A 14,791-nucleotide genomic window follows, 5' to 3' on the forward strand; every position below is an offset into this window, starting at 1 on the left:
CGCGTCCGCTGCTGATCATCGCCGAGGACGTCGAGGGCGAGGCGCTTGCCACGCTCGTCGTCAACAAGCTCCGCGGCGGCCTGAAGGTCGCGGCCGTCAAGGCTCCGGGCTTCGGCGATCGCCGCAAGGCGATGCTCGAGGACATCGCGGTGCTGACCGGCGGTCAGGTCATCTCCGAGGACCTCGGCATCAAGCTTGAGAGCGTCACCCTCGACATGCTCGGCAAGGCGAAGCGGGTGAACATCTCCAAGGAGAACACCACGATCGTCGACGGCTCCGGCAAGAAGAAGGAGATCGAGGCGCGCATCAACCAGATCAAGCAGCAGATCGAGGAGACCACCTCCGACTACGATCGCGAGAAGCTGCAGGAGCGTCTGGCCAAGCTCGCCGGCGGCGTCGCCGTCATCCGCGTCGGCGGTGCGACCGAGGTCGAGGTGAAGGAGAAGAAGGACCGCGTCGACGACGCCCTCAACGCCACCCGCGCGGCGGTCGAGGAAGGCATCGTTCCCGGCGGTGGCGTCGCGCTGCTCCGCGCCAAGAAGGCGGTCGGCAAGCTCAACTCCGACAACGCCGACGTCCAGGCCGGCATCAACATCGTGCTCCGCGCGCTTGAGACGCCGATCCGCCAGATCGCGCAGAATGCCGGTGTCGAGGGTTCGATCGTCGTCTCCAAGGTTCTGGAGAGCAAGGCCGACACCTTCGGCTTCGACGCGCAGGACGAGGCCTACAAGGACATGGTCTCGGCCGGTATCATCGACCCGACCAAGGTCGTGCGGACCGCCCTGCAGGACGCCTCTTCCGTCGCCGGCCTGCTGGTGACCACCGAAGCGATGGTCGCCGAGGTGCCGAAGAAGGAAGCTCCGATGCCGATGCCCGGTGGCGGCGGCATGGGCGGCATGGGCGGCATGGACTTCTAAGTCCGTCCTCGGGCTTGACCCGAGGTCCGGCCATAGCCGACGGCAAAACGAAGGGCGCGGATGTCTCCGCGCCCTTTTTCATGTCCCTGTCGGTTTGACCGGAGTCAGGCCGAGACGCGAGATCGCTCCGGCGAAAGCATGGATGCCGGCCGTACCGCGCCGGAGCCGTCGAGCTGGGCGAGCGTCGCCCGCAGCCGCCGCACCACCAGCCGGATGATCGTCATCGCGAAGTCGGGGTCGTCGCGGAGCAGCGAGTGGAAGAGCGAGTCGGGAATCGGGATCACCTCGGTTGCCCCCACCGCAACGGCCGAGCAGGAACGGGTGCGGTCGTCGATCAGCGCGGCCGTCCCGAAAATCTCGCCAGGGCCGACCACCTCGATGGCGCAATCGGCGCCGCGAATCTCGACCGAGCCGCATTTGACGATATAGGCGCAGTCGGCCGCATCGCCCTTCGAGAATACCGGCTTGCCGTCAAGAAGCGGGACGACCCCGAGGTCCGCCGCCGCGATGACTTCGATATCGAATGTCGTATCCGGCATCCGTCGCTCCCTGTTCTTTGTTGCGATACGCATCCTGTCCGGCCCCCCTTAACAAAGCGATGACCGGACGATTCAAATTGACGGGCTTTGTCCGATTTCAGCCCGCCGATCGCCGGCCGCCGAGGCCCGGCGCGAGCGGCAGCCCGGTCGGCGGGCTCTGATGGGCATTCATCGATCGCAGCCGCCGCGCCAGGTCGCGCATGATGGCGAGGGAGAACTCGGCGTCGCCGCGCACCAGGCGGTCGAAGGCCTCCCGGTCGATCATATGGACTTCGGTCGGCTCGATGGCGACCGCGGAGGCGCTGCGCCGGCCACGGTCGATCATCCCGACCTCGCCGAAGATCTCGCCCGGGCCGATGCTCTCAAGCACCCGTCCCTTCTCCCGAATTTCCACCCGTCCGGTCTTCACGACATAGGCGCAATCGGCCTCGTCATCCTTGACGAAGACGACGGCGCCCTGGTGATAGGTCCTGACCGGGACGCCGGCCCTGCCCATCGCCGCCGCGATCCCGTCCTCGATCACTCCATTCATTGCGGCCTCCTCGCGTCTCGACGTCCCGAAAGCCATAGTCGCCCTTGATTTAATATTGGTGTCCCGGCAACGGGTCAGACGTGCCGGGCGGCCAAAATTGCCGGTAACCTTGCCGCTTTCATAATGATGCGCTAGTCCGACGCCGCGAGTGGCGGAAATGCCGCCCAGCGCAAGATCAACGCCTGTCTGGAATTATCCGATGCCGGCCGACAAGACCCTCATCAAGGCGCGCCTGCCGCGCGGCTTCGCCGACCGTATCGCGGCCGAAATCCGCGCCACGGAAGCGATGGTCGCGACCATCCGCTCGGTCTACGAGCGCTACGGCTTCGAGCCGGTGGAAACGCCCTTCCTCGAATATACCGAAGCGCTCGGCAAGTTCCTGCCCGACCAGGACCGGCCGAACGAGGGCGTCTTCTCGCTGCAGGACGACGACGAGCAGTGGACGTCGCTCCGCTACGACCTGACCGCGCCGCTTGCCCGCTACTTCGCCGAGAACCACAAGGACCTGCCGCGCCCCTATCGCAGCTACCGCTTCGGCTGGGTCTTCCGCAACGAGAAGCCCGGCCCCGGCCGCTTCCGCCAGTTCATGCAGTTCGACGCCGATACGGTCGGCGCCGCCTCGCCGGCCGCCGATGCCGAGATCTGCATGATGGCGGCGGATACCCTGGAAGCGCTGGGCATCCCGCGCGGCCAGTACCTGATCAAGGTCAACAGCCGCAAGGTCCTCGACGGCGTCATGGAGGCGATCGGCGTCACCGAGGATCACCAGAAGCTCACCGTGCTCCGCGCCATCGACAAGCTCGACCGCCTCGGCATTGCGGGCGTTCGCCAGCTCCTCGGACCGGGCCGCTGGGACGGTGGCGTGGAGGGTGAAGGCGATTTCACCAGGGGTGCCGGTCTCGGCGAGGCAGCCATCGAAACCGTGCTTGGCATCCTCGATACCGACACGGAATCCGAGGATACGATCGCGTCGATCGATCTGAACCTGGCCAGATCCGCGACGGGGCAGGCGGGCCGCGAGGAGCTGGAATATATCGCGCTGATGATCGAGGCGGCGGGCTATGACGACCGCGTCGTCATCGACCCGTCGGTCGTCCGCGGCCTCGAATATTACACCGGTCCGGTCTTCGAGGCGGAACTCCTGGCCGAAATCCCCAACGAGAAGGGCCAGCCGGTGGTCTTCGGCTCGGTCGGCGGCGGCGGCCGCTATGACGGGCTGGTCGGCCGCTTCATGAAGGAAGAGGTCCCGGCGACGGGCTTCTCGATCGGCGTCTCGCGGCTCCAGGCGGCGCTCGCCGCGCTCGGCCGGATCGACACCCGCACGGCGGCCGGCCCGGTGGTCGTCACCGTCATGGACCACGAGCGGCTCGGCGACTACCAGAAGCTGGTCACCCTCCTCCGCAACGCCGATATCGCCGCCGAGCTCTATCTCGGCGCCACCCGGAATCTCGGCAAGCAGCTCAAGTACGCCGACAGGCGCAACGCCCCGGCGGCGATCATCCAGGGCGACGACGAGAAGGCGCGCGGCGTCGTCCAGGTCAAGGACCTGGCGCTCGGCAAGGCGCTCGCCGAGGGCATTTCCGATCACGAGGCGTGGAAGACGGAGCGGCCGGGCCAGTTCGAGGTCGCGGTCGACGGCCTGGTGGACGCGATCCGCCGCATCGTCGACGAGGGCTGAGGGCTGACTGGTCATGCTTGGCGCTCCTCCGCTCACCCCACTACCGTCATGGCCGGGCTTGTCCCGGCCATCCACGTCTTTTGTGGGCCGGATAGTTGCGTCCTTCGAGGCTCCGCTTCGCGGAGCACCTCAGGATGGCGAGGGGGGAGCCCGTGGCAGCAACTCGGCGCTGACCGAACCGCGATCCGAAACACCCCCCCTCGCCATCCTGAGGTGCCGCCGAAGGCGGCCTCGAAGGACGCACATCGGCGACACTATGGGCAGGGCGCAACGATGACCGCCTACGCCCCCCTCCGCGCCCTCTTCGCCGATGCCGGCTATGCCTTCGTCGAGCCGCCGATCCTGCACGCGGCGGATGTCTTCGTCGAGCTTGCCGGCGAGGACCTGCGCCGCCGCCTGTTTCTCACCACCGCGGCCGACGGCCGGGAAATGGCGCTCAGGCCCGACTACACGATCCCGGTCTGCCTCCACCACCTCGCCGGGGTCCCGGCGCGGCGTCGCGCCGGCTATGCCTATCTCGGCCCGGTCTTCCGCCAGCGGAGCGACGAGGCGAGCGAGTTCCTCCAGGCCGGCGTCGAATCCCTCGGGCGGACCGACCGCGTCGCCGCCGACGCCGATATGCTGAAGCTGGCGCTGGCCGCCGTCGATTGCCTCGGCGTCCGCAGGCCGATCGTTCGGATCGGCGATTCCGCGCTCTTCGCCGCGCTGCTCGACAGGCTCGACCTCAGCCGGCCCTGGCGCCGCCGCCTCGCCCGCACCTTCGGCGACGCATCGCGGTTGAGGGAACTCATCGCACGTGCCGCCGATGGCGTGCCCCAGAGCACGGCCGGCGCCGCTGCCATGAGCCGCGCCGCGACCAGGAAGAAGGCCGCCGCGATGCTTGCCGCCACCGGGCTCGGCACCATCGGCGGCCGGACCGCCGACGAGATCGCCGAGCGCATGGTCGAGAAGACGGCGCTGGCCGCCGGCATCGGGGTCCGTCCGGCCCGCATCCTCGGCGACTACCTCGATATTGTCGGGCCGCCGGCCCAGGCACTGAAAGAAGCTCGTGGCCTCTTCCGCCGCAACCGGCTCGACGCCGCGAAGGCGCTCGACGGCTTCGAGGCCCGGCTCGCGGCTTTCGCCGCCCGCGACATCGACCTCGATGGCCTCGCCTTCGCCGCCGACTTCGGCCGGCGGCTCGACTATTACACCGGCTTCGTCTTCGAGATGCATGCCTCCCGTCGCCGCGGCGCGAAGCAGATCGTCGGCGGCGGCCGCTACGACAGCCTCGTGGCGCTGATCGGCGACACCGGCGCGGTTCCGGCGGTCGGCTTCGCCGTCTGGCTCGACCGGATCGCCAATGGCGGAGACAAAGCACCGTGATCTCCTTGTATCTGCCACAAGAGACAGTGCGGGGCGTCTCATGGAGGGTGTCATGACCGCGCCGCTGGTCGTCGCCATTCCGTCCAAGGGGCGGCTGCAGAAGGACAGCGCGGCGCTCTTTGCCAGGGCCGGGCTCGAGGTCGCCCAGCAAGGGGCCGAGCGCAGCTATCGGGGCGTCATCGCGGGCATCGACGACGTCGAGATCGCCTTCCTCTCCGCGCCCGAGATCGCCCGCGAGATCGGCGCCGGGGCGGTCCATCTCGGCATTACCGGCCGCGACCAGGTCGAGGAATCGGTGCCCGATTTCGCGACGCGGACCGACCTCGTCCTGCCCCTCGGCTTCGGCCATTGCGACGTCGTGGTCGCCGTCCCCGAGGCGTGGATCGACGTCGTCACCATGGAGGACCTCGATGACGTCGCCGCCGGCTTCCGGCCCCGCCACGGGCGGCGGCTGACGGTCGCCACCAAATATATCACCATCACCCGGCGCTTCTTCGCCGGCCACGGCATCGCCGACTACCGCATCGTCGAGAGCCTCGGCGCGACGGAGGGCGCGCCGGCGACCGGCGCGGCGGACCTGATCGTCGACATCACCTCGACCGGCGCGACGCTCCGCGATAACGGCCTCAAGATCCTCGCCGACGGCGTCATCCTGAAATCCGAGGCGCATTTGGTCGCGAGCCGCGACGCGGACTGGGGCGCCGGCCAGCTTGTCGCGCTCCAGACCATGCTTGGCCGGCTCGCCCCGAAGCGGAGCTTCCGCGCCCTCCTCGGCCGGCTCGGCAAGCCCGCCGGCTGATCGCCCATGCCTCTCCTCGCCTCGGCTTCGCTCCACGTCGACACGCCGGACGAAACCGAGGCGCGGGCGATCCTCGATCGCTTCGTCGCGGCCGAAGGTCTGGAGGTCTCGCGAGTCGGCTGGGAGCCCTACCCCAAGCTCGGCCCGCACTCGCGCCTCAACTTCGTCGTCACCGTTCCCGACGATCCCGACGCCGCGGCCGCGGCGATCGATGAAATCGTTACTGCTGTCGTCGGGCCGGCGCTTGCCGCCGCCGGCCATGTCCTCGACGACGCCGGCAAGGGCTGGCGGAGCTACGAGCGCATCGTCCAGCGCCATGAAACGGGCTTCGCGCTTGCCGAAGCGAACTGGCTCCAGATCGTCTTCGACAGCCGGCAGGGCGCGCAGCGGCAGCTCAAGGGCTATGCTGCCAGCCTTCCGCCTCGGGGTGACGGGGCGATCGGGCTGAGGGGTGACGGCAGTGCATAGACCACTCGGGTACCTTGCCTTGCTGGCCGCATTGGCGATGTCCTGCGGGGCATCGGCGGAACCCGATGTCGTGCTCGGCGCCGTCTACAACCTCACCGGCTCGCAAGCCGGCCTCGATATTCCTTCTTCACGCGGCGCGCGCCTCGCGGCGGACGAGGCGAACCGCAAGGGCGGTGTCCTCGGACGGATGGTCGATCTCGTCGTCGTCGATGGCGAAACGGCGCCGGAAGTGATCGTCGAGCGTACCGGCGCACTCTTCGACACCCATCCCATGGTGACGGCCCTGCTCGGCCTTTCGGACACCGACATGCTGCTCGCTGCCGCGCCGGTCGCGGCCCGCCATGGCCGGCTCTTCGTCACCTCGGGCGCCACGTCGCCCGAGCTTCCGGCCGAAGTCCCCACCTACCTGTTCCTCGCCTGCTTCGGCGACAACGTACAGGCGGCGGCGGGAGCCGAATGGGCGTATGGCCGGCGAGGCGCGCGTACGGCGGTTGTCCTGTTCAACGCAACCATGTCCTACGCCCAGTTGCTTCACGGGTATTTCGAGACGCGCTTCCGCGAGCTCGGCGGAAAGGTTCTGCTGTCGCGTGGCTACGCGCCAGGCTCCTACGACGAGGCCCTGGCCGACCTGCCCGCCGCCGACATCATCTATGTCGCCGCCGGCCCGGAGGACGCGGTCGCCATGACCGCCCTCATCAGGCAAAACGGGATCGCGACACCGGTCCTCGGCGGCGACGGCTTCGATTCCGAGGGGCCCTGGCAGGGCCATCCCGATATCGACGCGGTCTACTTCACCACCCACGCCTATCTCGGCGCCGACAACACCGATCCGAAGGTCATCGCCTTCCGCGACGCCTTCGCCAAGGCCTACCCGGGCGACGAGCCGGACGCCTTCGCGGCGCTCGGATACGACACGGTCAACCTCCTGCTCGCCGCCGTCGCCAGGGCCGGCAGCGACGACCCGGCCGACGTCCTCTCGGCCCTTCCCGGCGTCCGCCTCGAGGGCGTAACGGGAAGCCTGAGCTACCAGGACGGCAGCCGCATCCCCACCAAGTCGGTATCAATCGTCGAGATATCCGGCGGCGCCCGCCATTTCCTCGGCAGTCTCCTGCCGACCCGCATCCCGCCACCCTGACCCGCGATCGGCGGTCGCTTCGCCACCACGAGCATCGCATCCGGCGCAATGCTGCATTGCAGCATTCGCTCTTTTGCCGGCCTGCGGCGCGCCTACATTCCGAGCATCAAAGGAGGACTATGATGTCTCGTTTCTCGAACTACTTCTCCGGCGTTTCCGAACGCTTCCAGGCCGCCCGGTTCACCCAGGTGCTCAGTGAGATGAGCGATCGGCAGCTTGCCGACATGGGCTTCAGCCGCGCCGACATTCCGCGCCACGCGCGCGAAATGGCTCACCGGCGCTGAACCCCGACGCGATCGACCGGACCCGTCGCCTTGATCGCGACGCCCTTCCCGATCCGTACGACCCTGGGCGGCCACAAGCCGCCCTTTGTCGTATCCGGGCCGCTCAGGCCGGTCGCCTGAAGGCCTTGCGCTGGCGTTCGACCTCCGCCCGGCAGAAGCAGCCGTCGACGTGGTCGTTGACGATGCCGACGCCCTGCATGAAGGCGTAGATCGTCGTCGGTCCGACAAAGCTCCAGCCGCGCTTCTTCAATTCTTTCGAAAGGGCGGCGGATTCCGGCGTTTTGGGCATCGCCCGCAGCGTTTCCCAGTCGAGCCGCTTCGGCCGCGTCTTCGGGTCGGGCTCGTAGCGCCAGACGAAGGCGGCGAGCGAGCCTTCCGCTTCCACCAGCTCGACCGCCCGCCTGGCATTGTTGATCGTCGATTCGATCTTGCCGCGGTGACGGACGATCCCGGCATCGCCAAGCAGCCGCTCGACATCCCTGTCGCCAAAGCGCGCCACCTTGCGGAAGTCGAAGCCGGCGAAGGCCTTACGGAAATTCTCGCGCTTCCTGAGGATCGTCAGCCACGACAGTCCCGACTGGAAGCCTTCGAGGCAGATCTTCTCGAACAGCCGGATGTCGTCGTCGACCGGCCGCCCCCATTCCCGGTCATGGTACACGGCATAATCGGGCGTGCTGCCACCCCAGACGCATCGCTTCCTGCCGTCCTCGCCGACAGCGAGGCCATCTTTCCCGGTCATCGCCTTTTCTCCACGCGCCGATGCATTGCATGAGTCGACCGCCACCGGAAGGTGCCTGCGCCGGCGCTGCTGACAGGGGCTGGCAAGGGTCTGTTAACCATGATCTCGGGGCGGATGCCGGTGCCACGGAGCGGCAAGGTGCCGTTCACCATTCGGTTGGGATTTGCCGTCAGAGTAGTGACGAGGAACGGCCCCAAGAAAACAAACCACCGGGAAAGCGTCATTCTCCCGGCCGCTTCCTGACATGAATGAGTGAACCGGCCGCAGGGTCCGGTCGTGACGCGTCGGGTGGTTGCATGAAGTCCCTCCTTCTTGTGTTTGCGTGTGTCGCATCCGGATTGGGCGGCGTCGCCGAGGCCGGCCAGGGCTTCAGCGTACCGCGGCCGCCGGCGGTCCTCAGCCCGGATCTTGCGGCACCGTGGCTGCGCCAGACAAAGCCGGGCGCCCGGCCGACCGTCACCCGGTCGCGGACCCTGGCTCGGGCGAGAGCGGCTCCGCCGCGCATCCGCCCCGAATTCCTGCCGACCATCGTGCGCTACCGCGGCGGCGAGAAGCCGGGCACGATCGTCATCGATACCGGTCACCGATTCCTCTTCCTCGTCCTCGATGGTGGCAGGGCGAAGCGCTACGGCGTCGGCGTCGGCCGGCCGGGCTTCGAATGGGCCGGCACCCACACCGTGACCGCCAAGGCGGAGTGGCCGACCTGGACGCCGCCCGAGGAGATGCGGGAGCGCGAGCCCGGCCTGCCGGCTTCGATGAAGGGCGGTCCGGACAACCCGCTCGGCGCACGCGCCCTCTATCTCGGCGACACGCTTTACCGCATCCACGGCTCGAACCAGCCCTGGACCATCGGCAAGGCGGTTTCGTCCGGATGCATCCGGATGCGCAACGAAGACGTGGTCGACCTCTACGAGCGGGTTCCGGTCGGAACCAGGGTCATCGTCATGTAGCCCGATCCTCGAATACGGGGGGCGGCGGCCGCCGAACGGCCGCGGCAACGGGGGCGCTCGCGGGGAAATACGGCGGGCGCCCCTCAAATCCTCACCGCAACGTTATTCGACAGCGGTTGCCTGTCGCCCCCGAGTCCCGTTACTCTGTGCCTTGGTCAGGGAAGCCGCGCGCCCGCTCCGGTCGGCGCCGCCGCGGCAAATGGGGAAGCCTCATGGTGTTCAGAAGGCTTGCAATCGGCTTGGCATTGATCGGTGCGGTCGCGACTGTCGCACCGGCCGAGGCGGGATTCTTCCGTGATCTGATCGCCAACATGCAGACCGGCGGGCCCGGTGGCGATGGCGGCTCCTTCTATCCCGAAGAAGTCTCGAAAAACCGCATCGCGCCGTTCCGCTATCGCAAGCAGACGGTGTCCTACAAGACGAGCCAGAAGCCTGGCACCATCATCGTCGATCCGAGGCAGCATTTCCTCTATTACGTGCTCGGCAACGGCAAGGCGATCCGCTATGGCGTGGGCGTCGGGCGCGAGGGCTTCGGCTGGAACGGCACGGTGAAGGTCGGCCGCAAGGCCGAATGGCCGACGTGGACGCCGCCGCCGGAAATGGTCGAGCGCGAGCGCAAGCGCGGCCGCATCCTTCCGGCCCAGATGGAAGGCGGCGTCCGCAACCCGCTCGGCGCGAGGGCGCTCTACCTCTATCGGGGCGGCAACGACACGGCCTACCGGATTCACGGCACGTCGGAGCCCTGGACGATCGGCCTGAACGTCTCGTCGGGATGCATCCGCATGCTCAACAAGGACGTGATCGACCTCTATAACCGCACCAAGGTCGGTGCCAAGGTGATCGTTCTTTAGGCTCCGCCGCCCTTGAGGCGCGAATACCGGTCTGCCATAAGGTCTTCGCCGTCGCGGCGATGACCGCCGTTGCGGCTGTCCGTCCCCCGACCCGCGAGTTCCGTTGATCCGTCGATGACCTCCCCCGCGGCACCTGCAGGCGCGCCAATCGGCCATGCCGAAATCCGGACGATCCTGATCGGCGTCGTCCTGGCCATGCTGCTCGGGGCGCTGGACCAGACCATCGTCGTCACGGCGCTGCCGACCATCGGCCGCGATCTCGGCAACGCCGAGAGCCTCTCCTGGGTGGTCACCGCCTATCTCGTCACCTCGACCTCGGTGACGCCGCTCTACGGCAAGCTCAGCGACATCCACGGCCGCCGGGTGACGCTGATGGCGGCGATTTCGATCTTCCTGGTCGGCTCCGTGGCCTGCGCCCTGTCGCCGAGCATCTACTGGCTGATCGGGGCGCGCGCCTTCCAGGGTCTCGGCGGCGGCGCGCTGATCTCGCTCGGCCAGACGATCATCGGCGACGTCGTCGCGCCGCGCGAACGCGGCCGCTACCAGGCCTATTTCGCGGCGGTCTTCACGACCTCCTCGATCGCCGGTCCGGTGCTCGGCGGCCTGTTCGCCGAATATCTCCATTGGTCCTTGATCTTCTGGATCAACCTGCCGCTCGGCGTCGCAGCCTATGTGATGACCAGCCGCGTCCTCAGGCTGCTGCCACGCCACGAGCATCCGCATACGCTCGACCTGGTCGGCGCCGGCCTGATGCTCGCGGCGACCGTCTCCCTCCTTCTCGCGCTCACCTGGGGCGGCAGCGCCTTCCCCTGGGATTCGGCCGAGATCGCAGGCCTGTTCGCCGCCTCGGTGCTCGGCTGGATCCTGTTCAGCTTGCGCCTCGCCAAGGCCAGGGAGCCATTCATCCCGCTCAGCGTGCTCGCCAATTCCGTCGTCCGCAACGGTGTCATCGCGATGTTCTTCGCGATCGGCTCGCTCGTCGGGCTGTCGGTGTTCATGCCGCTCTATTTCGAGGCCGTGCTCGGCCTCACTGCCGCGACCTCCGGCGTCGCGCTGATCGCCCTGATGGGCGGCGCGGTCACCGGCGCGACCATTTCAGGGCGCGTCATGGTCCATTTCACCCGCTACAAGCTCACCGCCGTCCTGGGACTGGCCATCGCGGCCCTGGCGACGCTGGCCCTCGCCATCTGGCCGGGCGACCTTTCCTTCGTTGCGGTCGAGGTCATCCTCGCGGTCATCGGCGTCGGCCTCGGTACGATCTTCCCGGTCGGCACGACGTCGATCCAGAATGCCGTGCCGCTCCGCCAGCTCGGCACGGCGACCGGCGTCATGAATTTCTTCCGTTCGCTCGGCGGCGCAATCCTGGTGCCGGCGTTCAGCGCGATCTTCCTCGCCTCGGTCGCCGCCGGCGGCGACCTCGCCTCGGTGCAGACGGTGGTCCTCGAAGGCACCCGCAACGGCGTCGACTTCGCCCATGTCTTCACCGGGGTCTTCGTCGCCGCCGCGATCGCCCTCGCCCTCGCCTTCGTCTTCCAGGCATTGATGAAGGAACTGCCGCTCCGCACCCAGCTCGACCTCATCGAGGAGAGCAGGTAGCCCGCCTGGCCCCTACTCGATCAGCTTGTAGGCGGGCAACGTCAGGAAGGCGCTGAGCTCGTCCGCGGTGGACAGCGTCCGGAACAGCTCGATCGCCTCGGGGAAGCGGCCGGCGGCGTAGTTGTCGGCGCCGATCTCCTCCTTGACCCGGTCCATCTCCTCGGCAAGGCAGGTCTCGAAAAGCTCGACCGTCGCCTTCTCGCCGTCGTCGAAGGTCGAACCGAAATGGAGCTGCTGCCAGATCTGGGAGCGGCTGATCTCGGCCGTCGCCGCGTCTTCCATCAGGTTGTAGAGCGGCACCGCGCCGCGGCCCCTCAGCCACGCCTCGATATACTGGACGCCGACCCGGATATTGTCGCGCATGCCCTGCACGCTGCGCGTCCCGTCATGGACCTCGAGCATGTCCTTCTGGCTGACCGAGACGTCCTCGCGCAGCTTGTCGAGCTGGTTCGGCGCCGGCATGTATTTGTCGAACACCTCCATCGCCACCGGCACCAGGTCGGGATGCGCCACCCAGGTCCCGTCGTGGCCGTTCCTCGCCTCGCGCTCCTTGTCGGCACGGACCTTGGCGAAGGCCGCCTCGTTGATCTCGGGATTGCGGCGATCGGGGATCTGGGCCGCCATGCCGCCCATGGCAAAGGCGCCGCGGCGGTGACAGGTCTTGATCAGCAGCTCCGAATAGGCGTCGAGGAAGGCCTTGCCCATCACCACCTGGCCGCGGTCGGGGAGCAGGAATTCCGGCTTCTTCCGCAGCGTCTTGATGAAGGAGAAGATGTAGTCCCAGCGACCGCAATTCAGCCCGGCCATATGCTCGCGCAATTCGTAGATGATCTCGTCCATCTCGAAGGCGGCCGGCAGGGTCTCGATCAGCACCGTCGCCTTGATGTGCTGGCGCGGCATCTGGACCATGTCCTGGGCGTGGATGAAGACGTCGTTCCACAGCCGCGCCTCGAGGTGGCTCTCCATCTTGGGCAGGTAGAAATACGGCCCGCTGCCCTGCGCCAGCGCCTTTTTGGCGTTGAGGAAGAAGTAGAGGCCGAAATCGAACAGCGCGCCGGACATCGGCTGGCCGTCGACATAGAGGTGGTCCTCCGGCAGGTGCCATCCGCGCGGGCGGATCAGCAGGACGGCGGGCTTGTCGGTCAGCTTGTAGTCCTTGCCGCTCACCGGATCGGTGAAGTCGATCTTGCCGTCCCAGCGGTCCTTGAGGTTGATCTGCCCCTCGATCTGGTTGGCCCAGGTCGGCGAGGTCGCGTCCTCGAAATCCGCCATGAAGACCTTGGCGCCGGAATTCAGCGCGTTGATGATCATCTTGCGGTCGACCGGACCGGTGATCTCGACGCGGCGATCGAGGATGTCGGCGGGAATCGGCGACACCTTCCAGTCGCCGTCGCGGATGTGCTGGGTCTCTTCGAGGAAGTCGGGCAGCCCGCCGGCGTCGAAGGCCTTCTGGCGCTCCTCGCGGCGCTTCAGCAGCTTCTGGCGGGTGGCATCGAAGCGGCGATGGAGATCGGCGAGAAACGCCAGCGTCTCGTCATTCAGCACTTCCCCGTAGCGGTCGCCCCACGGGCCCCGCACCTCGACGCCCGGAACAGTGATTCCAGCAGCTTCCTCGACCGACATCCACCCCACTCCGTCTCTGTTCTTCACAACGCGTTAAACCCTGCCGGCCTTGTATGGCACAGGCGGGCGGCCGCCTCCAACGGCTTGTATATCCGGTATCTCGGCGCGCCGCTTACACACGCCGTCGCATGAGCCAAGGGAGTTTTCGCATGATCGAGCCATTCCATGCCAGTGGAGCGACCCGGATTGCGGGCCTTGCCCTCGGGGTATCGCTTGCCGCGGCGGCGATTGCCGCGCCGGCCTCCGCCGAAGCCGACTGTACCGATGGCATGATCCCGGTCGGCGACGATTGCGCCGGCGTCGACCAGCTCGCCAGCGAGATTACCGGCATCGTCGAGAAGGCGACGCGGGATTTCGACCTGACGGCGGTGATCGTCGACGTCAGGGTCGGCGATGCGCAAGTCATCCGCCAGGCCTTCGGCACCTCGATGGCCGGCATCCCGGCGACGCCCGACATGCATTTCCGCAACGGCTCGGTGGCGATGGCCTACCTCTCGACGGTGCTCCTCCGCCTCGTCGAGGAAGGAACCCTCAGCCTCGACGACACCGTGTCGAAGTGGTTCCCCGACTATCCGAAGGCGGACGCGGTGACGCTCAGGATGCTGATCAGCACCACCTCCGGTTACGCGGACTACGTCAATCTCGACTACCTGCCGCTCTATGAAGACCCCTTCCGGCAATATACGCCCGGCGAACTGATCGATATCGGCCTGTCGCAACCGATGGTCTGCGATCCCGGCACCTGCTTCGCCTATGCCCATACCAACTTCGTCATCCTCGGCGAGATCCTCGCCAAGGCGACGGGCAGGCCGACCGCGGAGCTGATCAAGGGCTATATTCTCGATCCGCTTGGCCTCGAGAACACGCGGAGCGAGGATACGCCCGTCATCCAGCAGCCGGTGCTTCAGGCCTATACCGGCGAACGCGGCATGGTCGAGGATTCGACCTACTGGAACCCGTCCTGGACGCTCGCCAGGGGCGCGATCATGACCACCGACATCGACGACCTCATGGCGACCGGCATCGCGATCGGCGAAGGCAGCCTGCTCTCCGATGCCTCCCATGCGCTCCAGCTCGGCCCCGAGACGGCGGCCATGAAGCCGTTCAACGACACCGTCTATTACGCAATGGGGCTGGTGGTGAACAACGGCTGGGTGATGCAGAACCCGATGTTCGCCGGCTATTCCGCCGCCTTCGCCACTCTGCCCGAGCGCGGCATCGCGATCGCGGTCGCGGCGACATCCGGCGGCAGGACGCCGGACGATGCGCGGCCGCACGAGGTCCTGTGGACCGGGATCGCATCGCTGCTTGCCCC

Annotated in this window: 15 protein-coding genes; 11 read left to right on the forward strand and 4 right to left on the reverse strand. The window is 67.5% G+C overall.

Features of this window, described 5'->3' with window-relative positions:
• The coding region (groEL, locus tag KDJ86_RS03315; protein WP_291742892.1) for a chaperonin GroEL at window positions 1–917 on the forward strand (917 nt) is incomplete at its 5' end.
• A gap of 104 nt (window positions 918–1,021) precedes the next feature.
• Here groEL and KDJ86_RS03320 read toward each other — a convergent pair.
• Complete coding sequence (locus KDJ86_RS03320) at window positions 1,022–1,456, reverse strand: Crp/Fnr family transcriptional regulator (RefSeq protein WP_291742895.1); 435 nt, start codon at window positions 1,454–1,456, stop codon at window positions 1,022–1,024.
• 97 nt (window positions 1,457–1,553) lie between these two features.
• Complete coding sequence (locus KDJ86_RS03325) at window positions 1,554–1,988, reverse strand: Crp/Fnr family transcriptional regulator (RefSeq protein ID WP_291742898.1); 435 nt, start codon at window positions 1,986–1,988, stop codon at window positions 1,554–1,556.
• Between the two features lie 199 nt (window positions 1,989–2,187).
• Between KDJ86_RS03325 and hisS the strand changes: the two genes are divergently transcribed.
• The 6 genes from hisS (at window position 2,188) to KDJ86_RS03355 (ending at window position 7,717) form a co-directional block, all read left to right on the forward strand.
• On the forward strand, window positions 2,188–3,666 hold the full coding sequence (gene hisS / locus KDJ86_RS03330) for a histidine--tRNA ligase (RefSeq protein WP_291742901.1): 1,479 nt from the start codon (window positions 2,188–2,190) through the stop codon (window positions 3,664–3,666).
• Between the two features lie 273 nt (window positions 3,667–3,939).
• Window positions 3,940–5,031 (forward strand): ATP phosphoribosyltransferase regulatory subunit, encoded by a 1,092-nt coding sequence (locus tag KDJ86_RS03335; protein WP_291742904.1) that lies wholly within the window; start codon window positions 3,940–3,942, stop codon window positions 5,029–5,031.
• Between the two features lie 52 nt (window positions 5,032–5,083).
• On the forward strand, window positions 5,084–5,830 hold the full coding sequence (hisG, locus tag KDJ86_RS03340; protein ID WP_367116742.1) for an ATP phosphoribosyltransferase: 747 nt from the start codon (window positions 5,084–5,086) through the stop codon (window positions 5,828–5,830).
• 6 nt (window positions 5,831–5,836) lie between these two features.
• Window positions 5,837–6,298 carry a hypothetical protein gene (locus tag KDJ86_RS03345; RefSeq protein ID WP_291742907.1) on the forward strand — a complete coding sequence of 154 codons (462 nt, stop codon included), beginning with the start codon at window positions 5,837–5,839 and terminating at the stop codon, window positions 6,296–6,298.
• A complete protein-coding gene (locus KDJ86_RS03350; protein ID WP_291742909.1) occupies window positions 6,291–7,433 on the forward strand; it encodes an ABC transporter substrate-binding protein in 1,143 nt (380 codons plus the stop codon). Before KDJ86_RS03345 ends, KDJ86_RS03350 begins: the two co-directional genes overlap by 8 nt.
• 122 nt (window positions 7,434–7,555) lie before the next feature.
• A complete protein-coding gene (locus tag KDJ86_RS03355; protein ID WP_291742912.1) occupies window positions 7,556–7,717 on the forward strand; it encodes a YjiS-like domain-containing protein in 162 nt (53 codons plus the stop codon).
• Window positions 7,718–7,820: 103 nt separating this feature from the next.
• On the opposite strand, the gene KDJ86_RS03360 is transcribed toward KDJ86_RS03355, so the two are convergent.
• The gene (locus KDJ86_RS03360) at window positions 7,821–8,456 is read right to left on the reverse strand and encodes a DNA-3-methyladenine glycosylase I (RefSeq protein ID WP_291742915.1); all 636 of its coding nucleotides are present in this window, start codon (window positions 8,454–8,456) and stop codon (window positions 7,821–7,823) included.
• Between the two features lie 296 nt (window positions 8,457–8,752).
• Between KDJ86_RS03360 and KDJ86_RS03365 the strand changes: the two genes are divergently transcribed.
• The 3 genes from KDJ86_RS03365 (at window position 8,753) to KDJ86_RS03375 (ending at window position 11,853) form a co-directional block, all read left to right on the forward strand.
• A complete protein-coding gene (locus KDJ86_RS03365; RefSeq protein WP_291742917.1) occupies window positions 8,753–9,406 on the forward strand; it encodes a L,D-transpeptidase in 654 nt (217 codons plus the stop codon).
• A gap of 311 nt (window positions 9,407–9,717) precedes the next feature.
• Complete coding sequence (locus KDJ86_RS03370; RefSeq protein ID WP_291742925.1) at window positions 9,718–10,257, forward strand: L,D-transpeptidase; 540 nt, start codon at window positions 9,718–9,720, stop codon at window positions 10,255–10,257.
• Window positions 10,258–10,371: 114 nt separating this feature from the next.
• Window positions 10,372–11,853 (forward strand): MDR family MFS transporter, encoded by a 1,482-nt coding sequence (locus KDJ86_RS03375; RefSeq protein ID WP_291742920.1) that lies wholly within the window; start codon window positions 10,372–10,374, stop codon window positions 11,851–11,853.
• Window positions 11,854–11,865: 12 nt separating this feature from the next.
• Here KDJ86_RS03375 and aceB read toward each other — a convergent pair whose 3' ends face one another.
• On the reverse strand, window positions 11,866–13,476 hold the full coding sequence (gene aceB, locus KDJ86_RS03380) for a malate synthase A (RefSeq protein WP_291742921.1): 1,611 nt from the start codon (window positions 13,474–13,476) through the stop codon (window positions 11,866–11,868).
• 149 nt (window positions 13,477–13,625) lie between these two features.
• On the opposite strand from aceB, the gene KDJ86_RS03385 reads away from it, so the two are divergent.
• The coding region (locus KDJ86_RS03385) for a serine hydrolase domain-containing protein (protein ID WP_291742923.1) at window positions 13,626–14,791 on the forward strand (1,166 nt) is incomplete at its 3' end.

The organism is Bauldia sp. (genome assembly GCF_020442045.1).
GTDB lineage: Bacteria > Pseudomonadota > Alphaproteobacteria > Rhizobiales > Kaistiaceae > Bauldia.